This window comes from Bacillus sp. PK6-013 (assembly GCF_054161445.1).
The window spans coordinates 3,338,945-3,360,685 of record NZ_CP096417.1; the positions used below are offsets into that span (position 1 = coordinate 3,338,945).

The 21,741-nt window shown below is 47.3% G+C and carries 23 protein-coding genes; 8 read left to right on the forward strand and 15 right to left on the reverse strand.

Translation table 11 applies throughout. The features are described from left to right. Nucleotides 1-53: 53 nt before the first annotated feature. Nucleotides 54-1,037, forward strand: coding sequence for a metal-dependent hydrolase (locus M1E03_RS16970; RefSeq protein ID WP_023855996.1), 984 nt, complete (start codon nt 54-56; stop codon nt 1,035-1,037). On the opposite strand, the gene M1E03_RS16975 is transcribed toward M1E03_RS16970, so the two are convergent. From M1E03_RS16975 to M1E03_RS16990, 4 genes are all read right to left on the reverse strand, one after another. Continuing rightward, nucleotides 1,034-3,619: a YfhO family protein gene (locus M1E03_RS16975; RefSeq protein ID WP_458110532.1), complete on the reverse strand. Its 2,586-nt coding sequence runs from the start codon at nt 3,617-3,619 to the stop codon at nt 1,034-1,036. The genes M1E03_RS16970 and M1E03_RS16975 overlap by 4 nt on opposite strands. Next, nucleotides 3,616-4,017 carry a GtrA family protein gene (locus tag M1E03_RS16980; protein WP_020450624.1) on the reverse strand — a complete coding sequence of 134 codons (402 nt, stop codon included), beginning with the start codon at nt 4,015-4,017 and terminating at the stop codon, nt 3,616-3,618. The genes M1E03_RS16975 and M1E03_RS16980 overlap by 4 nt, the downstream gene beginning before the upstream one ends. Next, nucleotides 3,986-4,945: a glycosyltransferase family 2 protein gene (locus M1E03_RS16985; protein ID WP_048350614.1), complete on the reverse strand. Its 960-nt coding sequence runs from the start codon at nt 4,943-4,945 to the stop codon at nt 3,986-3,988. The genes M1E03_RS16980 and M1E03_RS16985 overlap by 32 nt, the downstream gene beginning before the upstream one ends. A 742-nt stretch (nt 4,946-5,687) precedes the next feature. Then, nucleotides 5,688-5,957 (reverse strand): YfhJ family protein, encoded by a 270-nt coding sequence (locus M1E03_RS16990; protein ID WP_020450622.1) that lies wholly within the window; start codon nt 5,955-5,957, stop codon nt 5,688-5,690. Nucleotides 5,958-6,087: 130 nt separating this feature from the next. On the opposite strand from M1E03_RS16990, the gene M1E03_RS16995 reads away from it, so the two are divergent. Together M1E03_RS16995 and M1E03_RS17000 are read left to right on the forward strand one after the other, a co-directional pair. Beyond that, nucleotides 6,088-6,237 (forward strand): small, acid-soluble spore protein K, encoded by a 150-nt coding sequence (locus M1E03_RS16995; RefSeq protein ID WP_003179924.1) that lies wholly within the window; start codon nt 6,088-6,090, stop codon nt 6,235-6,237. A gap of 68 nt (nt 6,238-6,305) precedes the next feature. After that, nucleotides 6,306-6,434, forward strand: coding sequence for a YpzG family protein (locus M1E03_RS17000; protein ID WP_369878957.1), 129 nt, complete (start codon nt 6,306-6,308; stop codon nt 6,432-6,434). Between the two features lie 29 nt (nt 6,435-6,463). Here the strand turns inward: M1E03_RS17000 and M1E03_RS17005 are convergent, their stop codons facing one another. Further along, nucleotides 6,464-6,778, reverse strand: a complete 315-nt coding sequence (locus M1E03_RS17005) for a YfhH family protein (protein ID WP_025810180.1) — start codon at nt 6,776-6,778, stop codon at nt 6,464-6,466. Between the two features lie 4 nt (nt 6,779-6,782). Continuing rightward, nucleotides 6,783-7,574 (reverse strand): recombination regulator RecX, encoded by a 792-nt coding sequence (recX, locus tag M1E03_RS17010; protein ID WP_048350619.1) that lies wholly within the window; start codon nt 7,572-7,574, stop codon nt 6,783-6,785. Nucleotides 7,575-7,642: 68 nt separating this feature from the next. Here recX and M1E03_RS17015 point away from each other — a divergent pair, with 68 nt between their 5' ends. The 4 genes from M1E03_RS17015 to M1E03_RS17030 all read left to right on the forward strand — a co-directional run bounded on the left by M1E03_RS17015 (nt 7,643) and on the right by M1E03_RS17030 (nt 9,783). Beyond that, complete coding sequence (locus tag M1E03_RS17015) at nt 7,643-8,542, forward strand: TIGR01777 family oxidoreductase (RefSeq protein WP_048350615.1); 900 nt, start codon at nt 7,643-7,645, stop codon at nt 8,540-8,542. Nucleotides 8,543-8,808: 266 nt separating this feature from the next. After that, a complete protein-coding gene (locus M1E03_RS17020) occupies nt 8,809-9,339 on the forward strand; it encodes a GNAT family N-acetyltransferase (RefSeq protein ID WP_020450619.1) in 531 nt (176 codons plus the stop codon). A gap of 67 nt (nt 9,340-9,406) precedes the next feature. Beyond that, entirely contained in the window at nt 9,407-9,520 is a 114-nt protein-coding gene (locus M1E03_RS17025) for a YfhE family protein (RefSeq protein WP_023856002.1), read from the forward strand. 68 nt (nt 9,521-9,588) lie between these two features. Then, the gene (locus tag M1E03_RS17030) at nt 9,589-9,783 is read left to right on the forward strand and encodes a YfhD family protein (RefSeq protein ID WP_020450618.1); all 195 of its coding nucleotides are present in this window, start codon (nt 9,589-9,591) and stop codon (nt 9,781-9,783) included. A 33-nt stretch (nt 9,784-9,816) separates the two neighbouring features. Here the strand turns inward: M1E03_RS17030 and M1E03_RS17035 are convergent, their stop codons facing one another. From M1E03_RS17035 to M1E03_RS17065, 7 genes are all read right to left on the reverse strand, one after another. Then, nucleotides 9,817-10,395 carry a nitroreductase family protein gene (locus M1E03_RS17035; protein WP_020450617.1) on the reverse strand — a complete coding sequence of 193 codons (579 nt, stop codon included), beginning with the start codon at nt 10,393-10,395 and terminating at the stop codon, nt 9,817-9,819. 102 nt (nt 10,396-10,497) lie between these two features. Next, nucleotides 10,498-11,394, reverse strand: a complete 897-nt coding sequence (locus M1E03_RS17040; protein ID WP_020450616.1) for a PhzF family phenazine biosynthesis isomerase — start codon at nt 11,392-11,394, stop codon at nt 10,498-10,500. Between the two features lie 112 nt (nt 11,395-11,506). Continuing rightward, a complete protein-coding gene (mprF, locus tag M1E03_RS17045; RefSeq protein WP_025810187.1) occupies nt 11,507-14,059 on the reverse strand; it encodes a bifunctional lysylphosphatidylglycerol flippase/synthetase MprF in 2,553 nt (850 codons plus the stop codon). Nucleotides 14,060-14,239: 180 nt separating this feature from the next. After that, entirely contained in the window at nt 14,240-14,770 is a 531-nt protein-coding gene (locus M1E03_RS17050; RefSeq protein ID WP_020450614.1) for a YfiT family bacillithiol transferase, read from the reverse strand. A gap of 14 nt (nt 14,771-14,784) precedes the next feature. After that, complete coding sequence (locus M1E03_RS17055) at nt 14,785-15,396, reverse strand: NUDIX hydrolase (protein WP_020450613.1); 612 nt, start codon at nt 15,394-15,396, stop codon at nt 14,785-14,787. Beyond that, nucleotides 15,393-15,986, reverse strand: coding sequence for an NAD(P)H-dependent oxidoreductase (locus M1E03_RS17060; RefSeq protein WP_020450612.1), 594 nt, complete (start codon nt 15,984-15,986; stop codon nt 15,393-15,395). Before M1E03_RS17060 ends, M1E03_RS17055 begins: the two co-directional genes overlap by 4 nt. Before the next feature lie 128 nt (nt 15,987-16,114). Then, nucleotides 16,115-17,587: an extracellular solute-binding protein gene (locus tag M1E03_RS17065; protein ID WP_020450611.1), complete on the reverse strand. Its 1,473-nt coding sequence runs from the start codon at nt 17,585-17,587 to the stop codon at nt 16,115-16,117. Between the two features lie 50 nt (nt 17,588-17,637). On the opposite strand from M1E03_RS17065, the gene M1E03_RS17070 reads away from it, so the two are divergent. Continuing rightward, nucleotides 17,638-18,483 carry a helix-turn-helix transcriptional regulator gene (locus M1E03_RS17070; protein WP_020450610.1) on the forward strand — a complete coding sequence of 282 codons (846 nt, stop codon included), beginning with the start codon at nt 17,638-17,640 and terminating at the stop codon, nt 18,481-18,483. Here the strand turns inward: M1E03_RS17070 and M1E03_RS17075 are convergent. Further along, nucleotides 18,480-20,027, reverse strand: a complete 1,548-nt coding sequence (locus M1E03_RS17075; RefSeq protein ID WP_458110533.1) for a glycoside hydrolase family 43 protein — start codon at nt 20,025-20,027, stop codon at nt 18,480-18,482. The genes M1E03_RS17070 and M1E03_RS17075 overlap by 4 nt on opposite strands. Next, on the reverse strand, nt 20,017-21,615 hold the full coding sequence (locus M1E03_RS17080; RefSeq protein ID WP_020450608.1) for a glycoside hydrolase family 43 protein: 1,599 nt from the start codon (nt 21,613-21,615) through the stop codon (nt 20,017-20,019). The genes M1E03_RS17075 and M1E03_RS17080 overlap by 11 nt, the downstream gene beginning before the upstream one ends. Between the last annotated feature and the right edge of the window lie 126 nt (nt 21,616-21,741).

Below are 21,741 nucleotides of genomic sequence, written 5' to 3' on the forward strand. Positions count from 1 at the left end.
TTCTGTTTTTGGAAAATAAAATGATTTTCTAGCACCATTAGGGGAGGTCACCAATGGATACTGGCACACATGTTGTCATGGGCGTTGCACTCGGAGGCATTGCGACGCTTGATCCAGTTGTCGGAATGGACCCATCAATGGCTCAAGCCGTGATGATTGCGACAATCGCCGGATCTCAGGCTCCGGATATCGATACCGTTTTGAAATTGAAAAACAACGCTGTTTATATTAGGCACCACAGGGGATTCACCCATTCCATCCCCGCTGTTCTCGCCTGGTCGCTGATGATTCCGGGCATTCTCATGCTCTTTTATCCCGAAGCCAATCTGCTTCACCTGTGGCTTTGGACCTTTGCCGCGGTCGCGCTTCATGTGTTCGTGGATATTTTTAATGCATACGGAACACAGGCGATCAGACCTTTTTCAAGGAAATGGGTAGCGCTCGGCTTGATTAATACATTTGATCCGTTTATTTTCGTCAGCCATCTCATAGCCATCGCCTTTTGGCTGGCAGGCGCTCATCAGGGCTATACATTTTTGGCTCTTTACATCGTCTTGGCCGGTTATTATCTGGTGAGGTATTTCATGCAGAGGAACATCAAGCATGAGCTCCGTGAAAAAATCGAAGATATTGAAGAAATCATTATTTCGCCTACGATGAAATTCAGGCAGTGGCGAATTGCCGTCAAAGCAAAATCGGCTTTTTACGTCGGACGAAGCATGGACGGAAACGTCGTCATCGTCGACACCTTCAACAGGGTGCCTGTGCCGGATACGAACGTGATGAAAGCGGCGAAACAAGATAAGAACATTTCGGCGTTTCTTTCATTCTCACCGGTTTACAAATGGGAGATCGATACGTATAAAGATCACTACGAAGTCCGCTTTATCGACCTGCGATACCGCAGCAAAGGACACTACCCTTTCGTGGCGATCGCGCACATCGACAGAGACACGCTCGAATTAATCACCTCCTATACGGGATGGATTTTCAGCGAGGAAAAACTTCAGAAAAAATTAAAGCTTGGCTCTGTTTAAGAGCCAAGCTTTTTTCTCCTTCTGCCGTACCAGATTCCAATGATGAGGCTGATGACTGTCACGGCCAAGGCAGCTTTGAAGTACGGCGGGTAATAAACGAGCCGGATGTCGTTTTTCCCTTTTTCTATTGAAAATCCGATAAACGCGTAATTTGCCTTATGGACGGTTTGCGGTTTTCCGTTTACAGTGACTTCCCAGCCTTTTTCGTACGGAACCGGCAGGACCATGTAGCGGTCTCCATTTTGATTGTCAAAGCTGATGGACACTTGATTGTTCCGCCAGTCCAAGTCGGCGGCCGGCGCTTTTTGGGCGGCCGCTTTTTTCAGCAATTGATAGTCTTCCTGGTGCAGGCTCAAATGGTCCAATTGATATTTCCCTTTTGGCAGCCTGATTGAAATTTTATCTGTTTTCGGGATCCTGATCGTTAAATCGTAAACACCTGTTTTGTAAATCGACTCGTTCGATTTTCTTGATGTTACATAATCATTGACCCGCAAGTTAAAGAATTGGTCTTTTGCAAGGCTTTTCAAATAAAATCCGACATAATAGTCGCCTTCTTTCGGGAGCCCGCCTTCGGGAATGAGATCGATGCCGCCATTTTCGGCGGTGACGTCGAGGACGCCGTTATGATAGCTCGCCCCTTCGGTTTTCAGCTTCGTCTGCTTCATCAAATCAGGAACGTCCGGCGGCTGCACTTTTTCATCATCGCCATTCTCAAGCACGATTCCTTCAAGCATCGCATGCTCCCGCGCTAAAACAGGCGCATCCGCTAAATCTTTTTCCGTAAATACTGTCCGCGCGGTCCGGATAAACGGCATGGTGTATTTGTTTTTATAGACCGCGTAGTGCTCTGATTCATCCGTTTTGCTAAACCCGTACGGAACATTGGCGGCATTCTCTTTTTCCGTCATGTAATACTTGCCGTACAGCAAGCTGTACAAATTGGCCCGGTCGCCCATCGATGCGTAGCGGCTGACGCTTTCCCTTCCCATATCGATTTGCAGGTCTTCCCAATAAAACAGGAGAAGATCGCGATTGAGAATGCTTGAGTAGGCGCTGAAGCCGTTAAAATCCTGCATCAGCGGAGTATTGTTGCGCACGCCGTTCATCCAGTCGATTCTTGTATACGGGTCACCGTCATCGTCTTTTCGAATGTTGTTTAAGAGGCGGCGCTGTTCTTCGCCATTGTACTCATTGCTGGTCAAATAGCTTTTTGTGACGTCTTTAATGCCGCTTGACTCAGACAGAACATATTTCTGATACGTGTTCGCTACGAGAACGGACGATAATAAAATGCAGGCTTGCAAAAAAAGCTGCGATTTCTTATATTGAAACCCCGCCGCCGTAAAGATGGCGATTGTCAGGAACAGAAGCACAAGCATGCTCCAATTTTGCATCAGTGATAAATCCACGTCTTTTCGCCAAATGACCGCGATATAAACCAGAAGGGCGAGCAGGATGGACCATATCATCTCTTTCCGCCTGATGTTTTTCAGTTCTGTCATTCCTGCGGCCGCCGCTCCCCCGATCGTAAAAGCGAGCAGGTATTCAAAGCGGTTCTGCGGAGCGGAGAAACCGTTGAACGCGCTTGCCGCAAGCGGGCTGTAGTGCAAAAGCACAAGCAGCACACTGATTGAGGCAAACAGCCTGAACGTTTTATTTTTATAGAACGAAAACGCGAACAAGAACAGCATAAAGACAGCCGGCAGCAAGACAATGCGGCTGGAAAACAGAATGTTGTCCGTCAGATCGTATACAGCGACAGCCTGTTCATACGGCGGCCGTAAATTGTTTAAAAATCCGTAAACTGCAGGCACAAAGGAAACCGCGCTGATTCCGAAAGAAATCAGGCATGAAGCGGCGAACATCCCGAATTGTTTCCACCTCGGCGCTTCCTTTTCCGGGTCTAGCCGGATCAGCCAGCGGAAGATAATATAGATCGCAATGAAAATCAAGTTGATATAGGCAAAATAAAAGTTATTGATCAGCGTTAAAGAACAAGCCGTAATAAACAGTCCTGTCCGCTTTTCCCTGATAACTTTCTCGGCTCCGGCGACAAGCAGCGGCAGCCACAGCATGGCGTCACTGAAAAATTCCCAGAACACCGTGTGCCTGAAATAGATGACCGACGTACCGTACAAGACCGCACCTGTAAAGGCGGCAAGCTTGTTTTTCACCATGCCGTTTAACGCATACGCTGCCGCTAAAATGATCAGGCTTAGCTTAATGACACTGATGAATACAGAGGCCTGCGCCCAGAACAAAGGGTCCGCATCCCCGGCCAAATGCAAAAGCTGCATCAGAAAAATGGCTGCGGATGAAGCGATGAAGACAAAAGACGTCGTGAAATAATAGCCAAGCTGGCTGTAGATCCCGCCTCCGAGACCGAAAGAATACGAATAAAAGAAGTTCCCTTGTTTGTATTGTTCAAAAAGAAACGACTTAAAAATAATCATTTGTGCAAGTCCGTCGCCGTTCCCAGTCATGTAGCGGTCATGCGCCCATTCATACAGAAAAAAGGAATGGGCGGCCAAGGAAACTGCAACGCTTGCGATCACAAATAAAAAAACTGTTTTCTTCATACTCTTCCCCTGTCTTTTTTCAAAATCTTCCCTGTCACTAAAAATGTCAGAGGAACGGTTAAAAACATGGAGGCAAGCGGAGCTGCCTCACTGTTCATCTTGAAAAAATTCACAAACGTGTAGACGAACAAAGAAGATACCGTCAAATTAAACAGCTGTGTCAGCGGAAATTGCAAAAACTTTGCCAGCGTCGGCTTGATTTTAAATGTAAAATAGCAGTTCAAGAAAAAAGAAATCACAAGACTGACGAAAAAAGCGGCAATATGAGAAACCATATAATTCAACTGAAGCAAAACATGCAGCAGCAAATACACCGCATAGTAATTCAAAGTATTCACTGCACCGACGACGGCGAAGCGAATAAATTCAGGATTCACGATTTTCATGAGTTTCTCCATGAGCGATGTTTGCCTCCTGTATTAAGTAATGAGGCCGCTTTTTCGTCTCATAATAAATGCGCCCGATGTATTCGCCGATGATTCCGAGGCTGAGAAGCTGGATGCCGCCGAGAAACAGGACGGCGGAAATAATCGTAAAATAGCCGGGAACGATCACACCGTATTTTAAGATTCTGATGAATGTCGCAGCGATATAAATAAGCGATAGAAAAAGGATAAAAATACCGGCGTAAAAACAAATTCTCAGCGGTCTGTTGTTGAACGACACAACCCCGTCGATTCCATAGTTCAACAAGTGGCGGAACGACCACTTGGACTTTCCGTTTTTCCTTTCGACGTTCTCGTAATAAACAATCTTTTGGTCAAAACCGATCCAGCAAAACAGCCCTTTTGAGAACCTGTTGCCTTCGCTCAGCTTCAGCATCGCATTGACTGCTTTTCTGCTTAAAAGACGAAAATCGCCGACGCCGTCCCTTAAATCGACTTCCACGGCATTATTGATAAAGCGGTAATAAAGGGACGACAAGTAGGAGCGCACAGGGTTGTCTCCCTTTCTGTTGCGCTGGGCGACCACTTGATCATAGCCTTCCTCATACCCTTTAATAAAATCGTGCAGGAGGTATGTCGGGTGCTGCAAATCCGCATCCATCACCACAACGGCATCGCCGCGGGCATGCTGAAAACCGGCAAGGATGGCTGCCTCCTTGCCGAAATTCCGTGAAAACGAAATATATTTCACACGCTTGCTTTTTTCGGCTAGCTTTTTAATTTCCTCCAATGTTTGATCAGTGCTTCCATCATTTATGTAATAAATTTCATAATCATAATCAATGGATTGAAATTCGTTCCTCAACGATTCATAAATCAATTTAATATTGCTTGCTTCATTGTATGAAGGAATAATGATTGAAACGAATCCTCTCTTCACTTAAAGGCACCTCTTTTGGACATAATAAAATTGCATCCGGCATCCGTTTGGCAGGATACTTGCATCTAGCCGCTTCCCACACAACAAAAGGAAAACTGTGGGCACGCTGTACTATTTTCTACAAGATTATTTTGTCATTATATCAGACATCTATGAACAAGTGGTAAAAAAATGATATTGCTTTAGAATCAAACACGATAACCTAATGGTTTTCCCATTTTACGACATTTTTCGCATTGAATCATATTTTTCCAAATTAAACCCCTGCTCTTCACCAAAAGCCAAAGAAGCCGCAGGGAAAACCTCGTAAGGACCGCTTGTCAAACCGGAGGTCAAAGCCCGCCGCCGCAATCAAATCCTTCCCCTTAATATGCCCTTTGTCATCGGGTGAAAACCGGATTTGATTTCTCCGACTGTTCCATGATGGAAGACCGAACGCTGCAGACAGAGCTTTTTTCATGACTTCACGCCGTTATGCTGCAGTCGAAACCGTGACCCCGCTCCTCTTGCGGCTCCTCCCGACAACCCGGGAATCGGCGAATGACACAATGTAATGGTCATTGATCAGGCAAGCTTACACCAGTCTTCGCTTCAACGGACAGACGGCTCCCGCTCCGGCCTCGCCTTGCCTTCACGCCCTTCATGCGCCATCCGGGCTCCTTTTGATATGCGGCGCTGGCACCGGCAATCCGGAACCAATGACAATCGCTTTCACGCCAATCATTCTTTTCGAAAGAAATGCTTAATGAAGCAGACCGCGGCCTCCGGAGAACAGATCCTTGTAAGAAGGCTTATCATTTTGAAATAAATGCAACTTGCTGCCATAGTGCTCAATCCACTCTTTGACGACACGCTCTGTCAGCTCTTTTCCTCTGTACGGGTGGCCGGCCTTTGCAAATGTCGCCTCGAAATCCCCCCACAGCAGTTCAACCCATGTTCTGGCTTGTGCGTAACTCAGCATATGATTTTTTTCAAGAAGCGCATTTGTCAGCTTTTCAAAGTACTCTTCCACTTGGCTTTTCCCCCTTTCCCTAAGGAAAAAACTTTCTTTTTGAAAACGTCGTCCTTTTCATATACTAACCTTACGTCTTCCGAACCGAAGACGCAAACATTATGGACTTGATTGGAGGAGCCTAAAAGAGATGCGAAATAAATCAAGAGGCTTTCCGAACATGAACAACAATAAATTTGAAGGCGAGCCCCGGGCCAAAGATGATTTTGCTTCAAAGCGCCCTGACGGAAGCACAAATACTCATCCGCAAGAAAGAATGAGGGCTTCCGGCAAACGCTAAACTTTTCTGGGATGGAGTGATTTCTTTTGTGTGCAAATCGCAAACCGTATACAAACGATTTTAACCAGATGAAAACGCAAAACTATCCGCAGCCATGGGCAAACACAAAGCATGCGCGCGCGCAGGTAAACGGAGAAACGCAGCAGACCCAGGACCTCATCATTCTCCAGCGCAACACGCGCATCCGGACAAGATAACATTTGCGAAAAGGGTTTAAGCTTTTGGCTTAGCCCTTTTCTTTTAATAAAGAAATCGGCAGAGCCTCTTCATGATCAGGTGACGAAAGACGGTATCCCCAGGCGAACACGCCGTTTATATAGCGGATATGGAAATCGTCGCCCCCATCTTCGATTTCGTATACGTTGCCGGCTTTAAAATCGGCCGGATCAAGAAGGTAAGCTTTCGCCATCGCGATTTTTCGTTCGTGGACGGCCAGTTCATTCACAATCCCCATTTGTTCCGCTTTTCTTGCCTTTTCGGTCAGACCCGCGATTTCCTGGTGCAGTTCGTGTGCAGTCATTTCACTGTATCTTTTCTCCATATTCTCATCCCTTTTCATCTAAAAATTGATCAATCATGTCGATTGAAAAGCCTTTTCTGAACAGATGCTGTTTGACCTTCATTTTCGTTTCGTATGATCCGTCATAACCGCACCTCTTCATCGCTTTTTCCCCTTGCTTCTCAAGCGCTTCCCTTTCAGCGCTGTCGTCGTTTTCGTAATCCGTTTCCTGAAGCGCGGCCGAGATGACATCGAAGGAGAACCCCTTTCTGACAAGGTGCTGTTCGATGGCCTGTTTCGTCTCTTTGGAGGACAGCTTTTTTTCTTTTTTCAGCACTTTTTCCGCATGCTTGACCGCGGCCTCGACCTGATCGGAAAACGAAAACGAACTGAGCGCTTCCTGAATCAGTTCATCATCGATCCCTTTCAATTTAAGCTCTCTGAATAGGACATCGGGGCCTTTGCCGCTCGTTTTTCTGTGGGTGCTGACATATGCAGCCGCAAATTCGCGGTCGTCCAAATATTTATAACCTTTAAGCATATGCAGGATTTCTGTGATCGCGGAGTCTGCGACGTCTTTTTTCTTGAGATGGTCTTTAACTTCCTTTGTCGAGCGCATCCGGTATGACAAATAATCGAGCGCTCTTTTGAACCCTTTTTTAACGTCGTCTCCGTACTGAATCTCAATGATATCAAGCTCATCAAGCTCTTTGCCTTTTCGCAGGTCAAACTTGACGAGCACGTCCAGGTCGACGCTGAACGCATACTTTTCATCCAGAAAAATATTGACCCGTTCTTCATTGTTTTTCTGGGCAGAAATCTTTGTAATATATGGCATAAATAACTCCCTTCTTTTGTTTTCTTCTTTTACAATAAGGTTAATGATCATGAAAGGGAGGAATCATGATGAAGATTGCGATTTCCGGCGGGACGGGTTTTATCGGCAAGCATTTGACAAACGCCTTAACCGCCCAGGGACATCACGTCTATATTTTAACAAGAAAACCGGCTGAAACCGAACAAAAAAACACTTCTTACGTTCTCTGGCAAAAAAACGGCACCCGCCCTGAAACAGAGCTGACCGATATCGATGTTTGGATCAATTTAGCCGGAAAATCACTTTTCGGCCGTTGGAATGAAAAAACGAAGGCGGAAATCGCGGCAAGCCGCCTCCGCTCCGTGCAGGAGTCGGCCCGCATCATACAAAGTCTTCGGAAGAAGCCGAACACCTTCATTCAGGCGAGCGCAGTCGGCATTTACGGAACGAGTCTTGAACAGACATTCACAGAGGAATCCCCCGTCTCAGCTGAGGATTTTTTAAGCAGAACGACAGCTTCGTGGGAAAAAGCAGCCGAACCAATTGAAGCGCTTGGCATCCGCACCGTCTGGATGCGTTTTGGCATGGTGCTTGGAAAAGACGGAGGGGCGCTCCCAAAAATGGTGTTCCCCTATCAATTGTTTGCAGGCGGACGCGTCGGCTCAGGGCAGCAATGGGTGCCGTGGATTCATATCGAAGACGTCGTCGGCATGATATTATCAGCGATTGAGCAGCCTCAGCTGTCCGGCCCTGTCAATGTCACGGCACCGAATCCCGTTCAGATGGAAACCTTCGGACAAACCGTCGCGAAAGTAGGAAAGCGCCCCCACTGGCTCCCGGTTCCCGAATTTGTAATAAAAGGCATCCTCGGAGAAATGAGCATGCTCGTGCTGAAAGGGCAGCGCGTCCTCCCGAAAAAAGCGCTTCAGAACGGCTATCATTTCATATATCCCGAACTGGAAGATGCCCTGCAACACCTTTTGACATAAAAGCTGTTTTCCCAACAAAAGCCTTGTAGCTTTTCCTTTCCCAGCTGCGTAAAATGTAAGTATCTTTTTAGCAGCATACAATACAGGGAAGGCAAATGGTGCGCCACCAGGTCTCTGGTTTTAGTGGGTTCGATTCCCACCCCGAATTTTTTAATGGATGTGCAAGATACGCGGACAACTGTTTCCGCAAATTAAAAAATTCCGAGGGTGGATTTATGCGTCCCGTTCTGCTGTAAAAGCCGCCCTCAAACTAAGGAGGGGCTGCCATGCTGAAGAAACGGGAACTGACCGACTGCTATGCACTTTTTGAACTTATGATCCATCCGGATGTCTTCCCTTTTGTCAGAAATAAAGCGGAGACGATTGAAGAGTATATGTTTCATGTCAAAAACATGATCGAAGAAGAAGAACAGGGAAAGCTGATATCGCGAACGATACTTGATGAATGGGAAAACCCTGTCGGCTGCATCAGCTTGTATGAAATCGAAGATCAAAAAGGCTTCCTTGGCACATGGCTCGGCAAACCTTATCATGGAAAAGGCTTGAATCAACGGGCGAAAGACGCGTTTTTTTGCGAGCTTTTTTATGAAAAGCAAATCGAAGCCGTTTTTATGAAAATCAGAAAAACAAATATGCGCTCCCTCAAAGCGGCGGAAAAGCTCCCCTATGCCGTCAAGACTGATCTTGACTGGGCCGGCAGCGATACATTTCACCTGTATGAAATTCCGAAAGATATGTACACGCTGTACAGCATGAGAACATTCGAAGAGGAAAACCGCCGGTTAAAAGAAGCTTAAAACTTGTATAAATGCCGTTGAAACGGACAGCCTGTGAATAACTGAGGTTTTGAGGAGGCTTGAAAAGATGGCTGACAAGAAAAAACGAGAGCATTTTAAATCCTCTCTGAACAAGACGCAGGAAGTCAGATATTCGCGCGAATTTAAAAGGGCTGAGCGCGCCGCAAGGGAAAAATCGTAATGCATAGCGGGAGCCTGATCAGCGAACAATAAAGCTTGACCGGCCGATTATTGATGAGGAGTGATCATATGGGCAGAAATGCAATCCACAAAAACCGTGACAAAAACAAGCAAAAGCTCCCTCAAGTTCCTGATCAGTATAAGAGAGAAGCTGACGGAGTATACGAGGAATATTCTGCGGAACTCGCCGATCAGGATGACCGCGAAGCACAAGCCCGCATGCAGGCGGCTGATAAGCGCGCGGAAAAGCGGCAGTCAAAATAATAATCGAGGCCCGGGATTCCCGGGCCTCATTCTTTAAGTTAATTCGGTCAGTAGCTGTGCTGCCGGGGTCCTGTGCTTCGCTTCAGGAATTTCCGCAGGATATCCGATCTGCAAGAGAGCTGCTACCCGCTCATCGCGCTTCAGCCCCATTAACCTGTGCAATGTTTCATGAGAAAGAACTTCCCCGCTCTTCCATACCATGCCGATGCCTTTTTCCCAAGCGAGAAGCTGAAGATTCTGGATCAAACAGCTGACAGCTGCAAAATCATCTCTTCTGACCCGTTCGTTTTCGTCTTCTTTCATAATAACGAAGAGAAAAGCCGGAACGCTGAGAATATGCTCTCTGAACTTATTGATTTGTTCTTCCTGCATATTCGGCTTGAGCTCTTTAAACGCCGCTTTTAAATTGTCGGCATGCTTCTTTTTCCCGCTTTCCGTCCCGATATAAATGAACCGCCACGGTTCTGTCAGCTTGTGGTTCGGCGCATAAACCGCATCTTCCAAGAGTTCCAGCACCACTTCTTTCGGCACCGGATCCTGTTTAAACTTTCGAATCGTTCTTCTATTTCTGACACAATCGCGAATACTTTGAATTTCCAGCGTGTCGTTCATGTGGCCGCCCCCTCAAATGAAAATGATTATCATTGTTGATTATAATGTTTACCGCTGGCGTTTGCAATGATCATCACTCGTTAAAAAAAGGCGGTATCTGTTTTACACCTCGAAGCTCTGCTTTTCAGCAAATACAGCGGTTCCTGTCATCCGCACTTTCATGATGCCGTTTTGTTCCGCAACTTCGATTTTCACTTTTCCGTCTTTTCCCATTTCCTGACCCTGTTCGATTAGAAAATCAGTCCGGCCCTCTTCACAGAATTCCTTTCCGTACGTTTTCATATAAGCGCCCATCACTCCTGATGCTGTTCCTGTGACAGGATCTTCACTCGTTCCGGAATAAGGCGATGAAAAATGCCTGCCGTGAAGCTGGCAATCCCGATGAATCGTCTCCAGGCAAAACGGGTGGACTGATGCCCGCGGCATTTCGGTTAAAATGTTGGGGAATTCAGCTTGAACGGGCTTCATCCTGCGGATTGCGGCCAAATCTCTCACCGGCACAAGCAATGTCCATATCCCTGTGCTGCCGTAAACAACGGGCAATGCTTCATGAAAGTCCGCTTCGCTGATCCCCAGCGCTTCCGCCAGTTGGCTTCTGCTTCCTGTGAATGACTGAAAACTCGGTGGCGCCTGCTCCAACGTCACCAAAAACCGCTGATTGCCGTCAGAAGCGGTATACACGGAAAGAACACCCGCTTTTGTTTCGACCTTCAACTCCGCCCCGGCTTCGATCGCGCCTTTTTCCAGAAGCGCATAAAGTGAAGCAACAGTCGCATGTCCGCATAGATTCATTTCATGGCCCGGCGTAAAGTAGCGGATCCTTATGTCGGCCGACTCGCTCGGCAGCAGGAAAGACGTTTCGTTATAGCCTGCCTGTTCAGCGATCTTCTGCATTTCACGATCGGTCAATCCGTCTGCTTCAAGCACGATGCCCGCCGGGTTTCCCAGACCCGCCGTCTTTGAAAATGCATCATATCTTAATACTTCAATTTGCTTCATTTTGATCCCCCATTTGTCGAGTTCGATCCTTTCCTTCCAATCATTTGCAGTATACCGCCTTTCATTGCTTCTTACAATGGCAATCTAAAAAAGACCGTTTTAAAAAACGGCCTCACTTCGTTCTCCTTCCGATCAGCCTCGTCACAAGGATCATCGTCACCGGGAGAGATCGGTTTTTCCGGTAGGCTAAATATTTTCCCCGCCAAACCGGTTTATATTTTTCTTTAAAAGACCGCAGTCCGCTAAAACTGTACATGTAGCTGACATTGTTGAAAATCACAGCGGCTAATCGCTCCGTCCAGAATGACTGAAACGATGTCCCTACATTCGATAAAGGGGCCATTCCCATATTGAAGGCCGTGTAGCCCTGTTCTTTTCCCCATTGAAATAAATAGATGAACAGCGCATCCATGATTCCTTTCGGCGCTTTCTTCGAATAGCGCATCAGATCGATGGATATTTCCCCTTCGCGGTACATCGGCATGATATTCATAAACGCGACGATCTCGCCTTCTTCGCTTTTTAAAACGGCAATCGGCGCTTTCTGCAAATAATCTTCATGAAAAAACCCGAGCGAAAAGCCTTTTTCTTTTTTTCGGCCGAGCCATTCATCAGATACCTGCCTCAACTCGTTGAGGAATTCTGCCGAAAACGGCGGCTGTTCGACATGAAATGTATACCCTTCCCGTTCAAAGCGGTTGTGAATCGCCCTTAACCCGGCCCGCTTTTTTCCGGTGATTGTAAAGGTGTCAAGGTCGACAATCGCCTCTTCTCCAAGCTTGAAAAAACGGTATCCGAAATCATGATAGAGCCCCATGTCTTCTCGTTCGATCTGATAGAAAATGACAAGATACCCTTTTTGGTCAGCCGTATGAAGAAATTCTTTGATCACGAGCGGAAACGAGCCTTCCAGGCCGGACGGGTCGCCGAGCACAACGAGACGCTGGCCGACTTTGGCGAATTGAATCAGCGCATTCCCGTCGCTTGAATAAAAAAACCGCTTGTCACCTAAAAAACCCAAATGACTCAAAGCGTTTCCGCCTTTTTCTTTTAAGAATGCCTCCAGTTTCTCCGGGTCAGGAGCTTCACCGACCTCTTTCGTTTTCCTGTTAAACGTCCAGATGAAAACAACGAAATACAGCGGAACGAAAAATAATGCAAAAAACGTCGCGAAGTCGACATGGCGTTCACTGTGAATGAAATAATCTTTTACGAGAATATGGCCGAGCGCCTCCCAAATGTTTGAAGCGATAATATTGTAATTCAGCAAAGTAAAGAGAAAGATAAAAGCTCCCCATGCGATTTGCCCAAATGTGTAGACAGCCCGCTCCCTTGTAAACTGCCCCCTCAGCAGGACAAACAGGACAAATACCACAGGAATCATGAAGACCGCGCTAATATTAAAACCTTTAAAAAGCGTGAACAGAAAGGCAAGAACCAAAGCGGTCAGCGTCATATAATAAGATCTCTTTGTCCTCCGATAAAGCTCCAGCGGCAGGATCAGCAAAATCAAGCCGAAACTGAGGGACAAGCCGTTAAAAAACACCAGCATGTACTTCGGAATATTCGGTATCAATGTAATCCTGTCAATCGGCAGCGCCACGGATGCGATCACAATCGCTCCGCTGCAAAACGCGATGACTGAAAGCGAACCGTTCAGCAGTCTGAATAACAGCGCTCTGTGTAAAATCAACAGAATATTGGTCGTTTCTATTGCCGGGGCAATAATCGGCTTTTCTTCGAGCTTCTTCATTGTATTCCCAGTCAAATCGGCTGCTGCAAAAATAAGGCCGAATACAAAAGGGATAAACGAATAGGCAAGCCTGTAAAGCACAATCGCCGTCAGAGTGATTTCCTGATCAACCCCAAGCTTGCTCATCCCCACCAAAAAAAGCAGGTCGAACGAACCGAATCCGCCGGGAACGAGACTGATCATTCCGGCTACAGATGCAATTGTAAAAACGCCGAGAACGGTTTTCGCATCTAAATCGACCCCCATCGTTACAAGGGAATAATACATAACCGCTGCAGCGGCAAACCACTCGATCACAGATGCACCCAAATACGAAAAGAAGACCGAAAGCCGCATGCCTTTTTCGGCTCCTGCGCTTCTCCTCTTTTTGATCATTAAAATGATGGCCGCACCGGGAGCGATTATCGCCGTACCGGTAACAGCCAGCAGCACCCACGCTTTTTCTGTAAACAGATCTCCGGCAGGCAGAATCCCGGCAAGGACGAGAAGGCAGAGGACAGACAGCCCGAGAAGAATCGAAGACGCAAGCCATGCGATCCCCCTGATCAGCTTCTTCACATCATCAACATGCTCTTTGTAAAGGATCGTTCTCAATCCTGCACCGGACAATCCGCCGAACCCGAGAACATTGTTAAGCGAGTTAGCGATCCAGGACACCTTGATCGTCTTCCATTTCGAAACCTTCATTCCGAGGGAGCGAACCAGAACAAAATCGTATAATGTCATCGCCAAAATGGCGGCAAGTCCGAGAAAAACAAGGATAAACAGGTCAACCCGATTAATTTGATCGATAATCAAAAATGTTGCTTTAAAAGACAGCCCGGCCAGTTCTTTTTTCGCTTGAAAAAAGACAAACAAAAGAACAGCCGCCGGAATTACAATCCTTAAAATCGCCAGCGCATTTTTTTTCATGAAAAACCACTTCTCTCTAATCACAGGATAAATCCATCACGTTTTGAGTGATAACTCATATATCTTACCTTAATTTACCGGCTAGAAAAAGCAAAAACCAACGATTCTGCTGTTATGTTAGTGTTAACCATCCCCCCTGAAAACAAACGGTAAACAAAAAACGCGCAGCGGCGCGTTTTTTCAGTTCCAACCCATTCTTTTTCGAAGCTCTGTAATATGGGCAATATGGTGGTGTGAGTGCCACACATAGAGAGCGAGCGCTTGATACAGCTTCATTTCCTCTCCTGTGTCAGGATAAATGTACGCTTTTTCAAAATCCGCTTCTGTTAAAGATTCAAAAAAAGCGGTCCAGCGCAGATGCAGCGTGTTCAAAAGCGCCAGCGACAAAGCCGGATCGAGCGTTCTGGCATCGGTAAGTCCGGCCCAATTCTGTTCGTCAAACGTGCGGATCAAAGGCGCCTCCTCAGTCAGTGCCAATTTGCTTCGAATATAGCCGTTCATATGGCTGTCGGCAAGATGGTGAACGACTTGCCGGACAGTCCAGCCTCCGGTCCGGTACGGCGTATCAAGCTGTTCTTCATTTAGTCCCGCCACCGCGCTACTCAGGAGATGCGGCGCTTGCTTCAGATCCCCGATCCATTTTTTCCGTTCCCTTTCTTCCGCTTCAAGCGGTTTTGAAAAAGTGCCGATCGGATATTTCAACTGATCCATTGTCTGTTCCTCCCCTAGTCGCAATACACTGCATCATGCTTTCCAAAAAGGTATTCGATCTGTTCATACGTATTCCTTGCTTCAGATAATTCAGGCAGATTCTCCAATGGGAAAAAACCAAGGTTTTGCGTTTCCATCCCCGCTTCCGCCTTGCCTCCGACAATTTGACAGGCAATAAACAGCTTATAGATGTGGAAGGCGGAAGGAGGGTGGTTATGGCGCTTTTTATCAATGACCGCCAAAAGTTTGTGCGCCTTGACTTTCAAACCTGTCTCTTCAAGCGTTTCTTTAACCGCAATTTCTTTCGGCGTAAAGCCGATGTCTGCCCATCCGCCTGGCAGCGCCCATTTACCGTCTGCTTTTTCCTGGACAAGGAGGAGCTTATGATCTTTAAAAATCACGGCTCTCACATCGACTTTAGGTGTTTGATAGCCCGATTCTCCGGCAAAAAGCTCTTTCACTTTTGAGAAATCGGTTTCCGCATAATCGGCGATAATTTCACAGCTCAACTCGCGAAGCCGCTCAAAACGTTCACGATCAAAGTCATCTTTTGTATAGGCAAGCCCCGCCTGGGCGATGGCTTGAATTTCCTTCGCCCAATCCAGCCATTTCAGATCCTTTTTCATTCGCTGATCCCCCGATCTGCAGGAGCTATAGACCGGTAGACACGGTCAAGCCATTGCGTTCGTTTTCCGTCGGAGCTGTCTTTCACACCGGCAAACAGCAGTCGCCTTACCCGCCGTACGCCGCAAAACTTCAACATCACATCTTTAACCGTCACCCAGTCGGCATCCCGCCGCCAAAACCGCAAATACCATGATGGGGCGTCAGCCGTGTAGTAAACCGAAGCCGTAGGCGCCTTCAGCAGGCCTTTTGGCAGCTTTCCTTGATATGTATAAGCTTCTCCGGCTGCAAAAACGCGGTCAATAAATCCTTTCATGATCGCCGGCATCCCGCCCCACCAAAGCGGATAAATGAAAATCAGATGGTCGGCGTTTTTGACAATTCTTCGATATTCGGCGGTTTCCGGGTCGCGCTTCATATCAGAGCGCCTCTTCTTTTCATCAAATAAAAGAACGGGATCAAACCGGTCTTTGTACAAATCGATGACATCATAAGAATGCTTACCGTCCTCAAGCGCCTTTATGACTTGATTTAAAATGGCTCCGTTGAAACTGTTTGGATTTGGGTGTGCATATATAACGGCAGTCTGCATATCGCTTCCTCCTTTTCGTCCTTTGATGGAATTATATTGTTTATTTTGCAGAATTTAAAGAAAATGAACTTGGAGCAAATATGATGAAAAACCCTTTCCTTTTGAAAAAACGGAAAGGGTTTTTCTGTTTAGTTTGCCTTTTTCAGATCTTCATTCAGCTCTTTCATAATCGTTCCGCCGCCATGCTTCTCCCATTTTACGACTGCCTTGTCAAAGCTTTTTTCATTGATTTCCCCGAGAATAAATTTGAATGTGGCGTCATCGATGATTTTCTTCAATTCTGTTCCCCTGTCCATCTGTGCGGCGGAATACAGCGGTTCGGCCGGATTCTGGACTGCGATTGCCCGGTTGTCCTCCTCAAGCTTTTCATTTTTGGCGCGCAGTGGATCTTCAGCGCTTTTTAAAGCTTGTTTATTGATGCCGATCAGCTGGTTTAACGGCTGAATTTCCGCTTCCCACAGATGGTAGTATTCCTGTTTTCGAAAATAGCCGCTGTCGCCTTTCTTTTCATAGTGTACGCCTTCTATTCCATACAGCATTAAATTGTTGAGGTCTTCTTCAGCGATTCTGTCAAAAAATGCGAGAATTTTTTTGACCTCTTCTTCAGTCTTGACGCTTGATTTCGAAATGGCGAACATCCCGCCATGGCCGCCGAGCGCCCATGTGCGCTCCTTGCCGTCGGGGCCTTTGATCCGGTTTGCGATCTCAAGCTGAAATTCGGGATTCAAAGCGAGTCCCTGATCACGCAAGTTCATGGCATCGCTCATTGCGCCGATGTAGATTCCCGCTTTTCCCTGAATCACTAAATCCTGCTGCTGCGTTTTGCTTGTCACCGCGAAGTCCCGGTTCATCAGGCCTTCTTCATAAAACTTTTTCATATATGCCATTGTGTCTTTATAGGCCTCATGCTTAAAATAAGGAAACAGATTTTCGTCTTCGTCGGTCCCCCATTCATTCGGTGCGCCAAAGTACGAAGCCAAGGTTTTAAACGCTCCGAAGGTGAGATCATTGCGGTCGGCAAGACCGATCGTATCGTCTTTTCCGTTTTGATCGGGGTCCTGTTCTGTGAACGCTTTTGCTATTTTATAAAGGTCATCAACGGTTTCCGGCATTTCCAAGCCGAGATTGTCGAGCCAATCTTTCCGAATCACGACTCCCTGTCTGGCCATCGGCCTTTCTCTATAAATCCCGTAAACTTTGCCATCAACCGAGATATTTTTTAAAATGGTTTTATCAAGCGTTCTTAAATTCGGATAGTCTTTTAAATACGGACCGATTTCCCAGAACATTCCCGAACGCAGCGCGCTGACAACCGCTGAATCTTCAAGATCAGGCAATGTCATCACTTTAGGCATGCTTCCGCCAGCAAGCGTTGTATTGATCCGCTCTTCTTTTGTTGAATCCGGAACCCAAATGAGCTTCAGCTTTGTATTCGTTTTGTCTTCAATGATATCAAGCGCCTTCTCCTTCGGAGGCTGCGGCGTGTGGAGCGGTACGAGCCAATCGATTTCAAGCGCCCCGCCCTCTTCTGTTGACGCCTTTTGCTGCGTGCAGCCCGCTGAAAAAACCAAGATCAAGATCAGGCAACATAACTTTTTCATATGATCCCTCCCGCTTGATAAGAAAACGTTTTCAAGGAGGAATGCCCGACATGCTCCATCCTAAATATTTCATAGCCGAGCATTCTTTTTCGATTCAATATATGCAGAGAAAAGGATTTACCGAGATGAACGCGCCGCATGTTCATGAAGGCTATGAACTGTATTATCTGCTCAGCGGAGAACGCACGTATTTTATTAACCAAAGCGTCTATACCGCGGAAAAAGGCTCGATGATCATCATCAACCCCCACGACCTCCACCGAACGTCAAGCACGGAAGTTCAAGAGTTCGAACGCATCCTGATTAATTTCTCGCACAATTTCATTGAACCATTGCTTGAGTGCAGCCATTATCGGCTGCTTCCGTTTCCGGAACATCAAAATTTCATCGCATTTTCCCTCCGTGAACAGGCGGCAGTCGAACACCTGCTGATGGAGATGAAGAAGGAGTGCAAGCTGAAAAAAGAAGGACACGAAGATGTCGTGAGGGCGCTATTGTTTCAGCTGCTTTTTACCATTTACCGGAGCCTTGCGGGCGGCGGACGCAATCAAACACGGCCGCTTCACCCGATGGATGAAAAAATCTCGGAAATCGCTTCATATATCAATGGCAGCTTTCAAGAAACGATGACATTAAACGGGCTGGCCGGACAATTTTATATCAGCCCATCATATTTAAGCAGAGTGTTTAAAAAAGTGACCGGCTTTCATCTTCAGGAGTATATCCGGCATATCAGAATCCGCGAAGCGAAAAAACGGCTTCGTGATACAGACGAGAAAATATTGGACATCGCCGCGGATACCGGTTTTAAGCATATCAGCCACTTTAATAAAGTATTTAAAGAAATCGTCGGCATCCCGCCGCTTCAATACAGGAAAAAAAGCAGAGACATTTAATATGCGGTATAACGGAACCAGTCAAAATCAGCGGCGGCCTTTCTGCCGCTTCCGCCATTATTGGCGAATACCCCCACCATCGTTCCTGTATGTCCTTTTGCGTCACGCGACCCCTCATCGCTTAAGAAACGGGCATCATAAGTACCGCCTGCGTGATGCCAATGCTTCCCTTCATAACTGTAGTAAAAATCCCTCTTTTGCTTATTGATGACGGCTTTTAAATACAGCGGGCCGGCTTCGGCATGTTTTTCCCCAAGCGTTTTTTGGAAGCCGGAGCGATTTTCCATGACCTTGATCTTTAATCCTTCTTCATAGGTCAGACAGCATTTCAAATAATTATGCGTGCTGTAGTAGCAGACGATCCCCGCTTGCTCGCCGGACGCCGCAGGTGAAAAGTCGAGTTTCACGCCGGCGCTGTATTGGTGGTGCTTTTCCCTTCTGACGACCGTATTTTTTGCGCGGATGTCGTGTAAATCCCAATCACCTGTCCATAGCCTGAGATATCCCGGTCTTTCGGTCAAAGACCAGCCTGAATGGTCGGGATTTCTGACAAACTGCCAGTCAAGACCGAGCGTATCATCGTCAAAATCGTCGAAAGTCTTTTCATCCCATTTGACCGGAGGAAGGTTGGGAGCGCGCTGGATCAGACTCGGGCCGTTCAAGCCGTTGATGACAAACCAGCCGTCATCCTTCCATTCGACGGGATCCAAAGCGGTCTCTCTGCCAACCGTTGTATAGTTTCCCTCATTGGGCCGCCCGCATAGAAACACCGCCCACCATTCTCCATTCTGGGTTTCAACGAGCTTGCCGTGCCCCGCTCTTTGAATCGGAGCATCCGGGTCTGTCTGCGTTAATATCGGGTTATACGGGCAGGGCTCATAAGGACCGTACAAATGCGTCGAGCGGGCTGTCGTGATCGAGTGGGAATATCCGGTGCCTCCTTCCGCCAATATCGCGTAGTAATACCCGTCTTTTTTCAGCACATGCGGCCCTTCAGGCGCCCTTCTCCCGGTCCCTTCCCAAATCTGAACCGGCTCGCCGGAAACTTCTGTGCACTCGTCATTTAAAGGAAAGAGCGTGCAAGCAGGACTGAGCAGCATATAGTGTTTCCCGTCGTCATCAACAAAGTGAGACGGATCGATGCCGCTTCCTTCATCAATGAAAACGGGCTTTGAATAAGGGCCTTCAGGACGGCTGGACTTGATCATGATCTGTCTGCGGATCAGCTCTCGTCCATTGATGACGGTCGGTCCGTTCAGCCTGTGTGTCGCGAAAATGTAGAAGGTTCCGTCATGATACGAGATATCGGGCGCCCAAATGCCGTGTGAATCATTGATATCAGACAGATCCAATCCGTCATTCTCCGTAATTCCGTGGCCGATGATCTTCCAATGGACTAAATCTTTAGAGTGGGAAATAACGATTGCCGGGAAATACTGAAACGTTGAGTTCACCATGTAAAAATCTTCCCCGACTCTGATAATTGAAGGATCTGGGTGAAAACCGGTCAACACCGGGTTCGTATATGTGTGTTCACCATTCATGACATTCCCCTCCTGCCGGTTCGACCCTGAACCAATCGATATCGCACCAGCCGTCCTGTCCGTCTGCTCCTCCGGTATCCGTGCAATATACACCTGCCTTGGCACCCGTCCATCGCCCGGGAACAGCCTGAAACGAATCCCCAATCTGTGTGAAATGACGCTGATCCATGCTGTAGCTGAAACGGCACACCGCCTGTTCATCAACAGTCACGCGCAAATAGACCGTTTCCGCCTGTACACCGTGCTCTTCTGTTTTGACATCTTCCTGCTCACCTTCCATACGGCCTTTGTATACAGAAAGCCGATAGCCGTTTTCCGATTTCGAAAAGCCGAGATAGGCGTATTCCCTTCCCATTACAGCCAAGCCGGCCAGCATAGTGTCCGAGAAGGCGTTTAGCGACAATTTGACTGTTGCTGTAAAGCTTGGGCCCGAAAATTTCTGCATCAGAAGGTTCGGCAGACGGCTCAGTTTGAACGGATGCGGGATGCCGCGGCTGTACAAGCGAAGCCGGCCGGGAGTGGCGCTGAGAGAGTACCAGTCTTGCTTCGGATTCGCTTCCCATTGCCAATGAAGCGCAAGGCGATCTGAAGAAAAATCATCATTGGCATGGTCAAAGGGCTGTTTCACTTCTTTGGCGTTTGTCTTCGGCTTTTCCCATTGCAAAACAGGTTCGCCGATCCCGTCGCCGTCTATGTCTTCGCCCATCAACGGCCAGCCGTCGATCCAGCGGACAGGTTGAAGGTGTACTACTCTGCCGAATGCTCCGCGATCTTGAAAGTGGATAAACCATGATTCTTCGGAATCAAGCTCAATCCAGCCTCCCTGGTGCGGACCGTTAATCGCTGTATTTCCTTGGTGGAGGACAACCTTATCTTCATAGGGACCGTAAATCTGCTTGCTCCGCAAAACCGTCTGCCAGCCTGTCTTCACCCCTCCAGCCGGGGCAAAGATATAATAATAGCCGTCTTTTTTATACAGTTTCGGCCCTTCAATGGTAGGGTGGTTCAGCGTACCGTCAAAGACGATCTCGCCATCGTCTTCCAATGCCGTTCCGTCTTTTTTCATTCGGCAGAGATTCAGCTTGCTCTTGATTCCGATTCTGCTGTTGGCATAGGCGTGGATCAAATAGGCATTTCCGTCGTCATCCCAAAATGGACAAGGATCAATCCAGCCCTTTGTCTTTTTGACATGTATGAGAGGCTCCCATCCTTTAAACGGATCTGATGTTTTGCTCATAAAGATTCCCTCATCAGGCGTAGCGAAATACACCAGGAATTCCCCGTTATGGTACCGAATGCTCGGCGCCCATGCTCCTTTGCCGTGAGCAGGGGCCTCGTATTCGCCGAAGGGGAGCTCGTCAAACACATGGCTGATCAAAGACCAATTCACCAAATCTGTCGAGTGCAAAACGGGAATTCCGGGAAAACAGGAAAAACTCGAGGCCGCCATAAAAAAGTCGCTGCCTTTCCGAACGACATCGGGATCTGAGTAGTCCATGAAAAGAACGGGATTGCAAAACCGCCCGCCGTCAACATTCGGATTCCAGACAGGCGGATGTTTCGCCTTGCCAGTCAGGCTTTTTGCCATCAACCTTCACCCCTGTTTCATTTCCAATTTTTCAAATTCATGTTAGCACAGCTGCCGCCCCTGAATCTTTGTTATTAATGTCTGTTTATTCTCATTCTTTGCTATTGTTGTCCTTTGATTGAATGG

What these genes read in the sequence shown, in the direction of transcription:
- M1E03_RS16970 (WP_023855996.1), top strand. Translation starts at nt 54, where the DNA reads ATGGATACTGGCACACATGTTGTCATGGGCGTTGCACTCGGAGGCATT.
- M1E03_RS16975 (WP_458110532.1), bottom strand. Translation starts at nt 3,619, where the DNA reads ATGAAGAAAACAGTTTTTTTATTTGTGATCGCAAGCGTTGCAGTTTCC.
- M1E03_RS16980 (WP_020450624.1), bottom strand. Translation starts at nt 4,017, where the DNA reads ATGGAGAAACTCATGAAAATCGTGAATCCTGAATTTATTCGCTTCGCC.
- M1E03_RS16995 (WP_003179924.1), top strand. Translation starts at nt 6,088, where the DNA reads ATGCGAAATAAATCAAGAGGCTTTCCGAACATGAACAACAATAAATTT.
- M1E03_RS17000 (WP_369878957.1), top strand. Translation starts at nt 6,306, where the DNA reads ATGAAAACGCAAAACTATCCGCAGCCATGGGCAAACACAAAGCATGCG.
- M1E03_RS17005 (WP_025810180.1), bottom strand. Translation starts at nt 6,778, where the DNA reads ATGGAGAAAAGATACAGTGAAATGACTGCACACGAACTGCACCAGGAA.
- recX (WP_048350619.1), bottom strand. Translation starts at nt 7,574, where the DNA reads ATGCCATATATTACAAAGATTTCTGCCCAGAAAAACAATGAAGAACGG.
- M1E03_RS17015 (WP_048350615.1), top strand. Translation starts at nt 7,643, where the DNA reads ATGAAGATTGCGATTTCCGGCGGGACGGGTTTTATCGGCAAGCATTTG.
- M1E03_RS17020 (WP_020450619.1), top strand. Translation starts at nt 8,809, where the DNA reads ATGCTGAAGAAACGGGAACTGACCGACTGCTATGCACTTTTTGAACTT.
- M1E03_RS17025 (WP_023856002.1), top strand. Translation starts at nt 9,407, where the DNA reads ATGGCTGACAAGAAAAAACGAGAGCATTTTAAATCCTCTCTGAACAAG.
- M1E03_RS17030 (WP_020450618.1), top strand. Translation starts at nt 9,589, where the DNA reads ATGGGCAGAAATGCAATCCACAAAAACCGTGACAAAAACAAGCAAAAG.
- M1E03_RS17035 (WP_020450617.1), bottom strand. Translation starts at nt 10,395, where the DNA reads ATGAACGACACGCTGGAAATTCAAAGTATTCGCGATTGTGTCAGAAAT.
- M1E03_RS17040 (WP_020450616.1), bottom strand. Translation starts at nt 11,394, where the DNA reads ATGAAGCAAATTGAAGTATTAAGATATGATGCATTTTCAAAGACGGCG.
- mprF (WP_025810187.1), bottom strand. Translation starts at nt 14,059, where the DNA reads ATGAAAAAAAATGCGCTGGCGATTTTAAGGATTGTAATTCCGGCGGCT.
- M1E03_RS17050 (WP_020450614.1), bottom strand. Translation starts at nt 14,770, where the DNA reads ATGGATCAGTTGAAATATCCGATCGGCACTTTTTCAAAACCGCTTGAA.
- M1E03_RS17055 (WP_020450613.1), bottom strand. Translation starts at nt 15,396, where the DNA reads ATGAAAAAGGATCTGAAATGGCTGGATTGGGCGAAGGAAATTCAAGCC.
- M1E03_RS17060 (WP_020450612.1), bottom strand. Translation starts at nt 15,986, where the DNA reads ATGCAGACTGCCGTTATATATGCACACCCAAATCCAAACAGTTTCAAC.
- M1E03_RS17065 (WP_020450611.1), bottom strand. Translation starts at nt 17,587, where the DNA reads ATGAAAAAGTTATGTTGCCTGATCTTGATCTTGGTTTTTTCAGCGGGC.
- M1E03_RS17070 (WP_020450610.1), top strand. Translation starts at nt 17,638, where the DNA reads ATGCTCCATCCTAAATATTTCATAGCCGAGCATTCTTTTTCGATTCAA.
- M1E03_RS17075 (WP_458110533.1), bottom strand. Translation starts at nt 20,027, where the DNA reads ATGAATGGTGAACACACATATACGAACCCGGTGTTGACCGGTTTTCAC.
- M1E03_RS17080 (WP_020450608.1), bottom strand. Translation starts at nt 21,615, where the DNA reads ATGGCAAAAAGCCTGACTGGCAAGGCGAAACATCCGCCTGTCTGGAAT.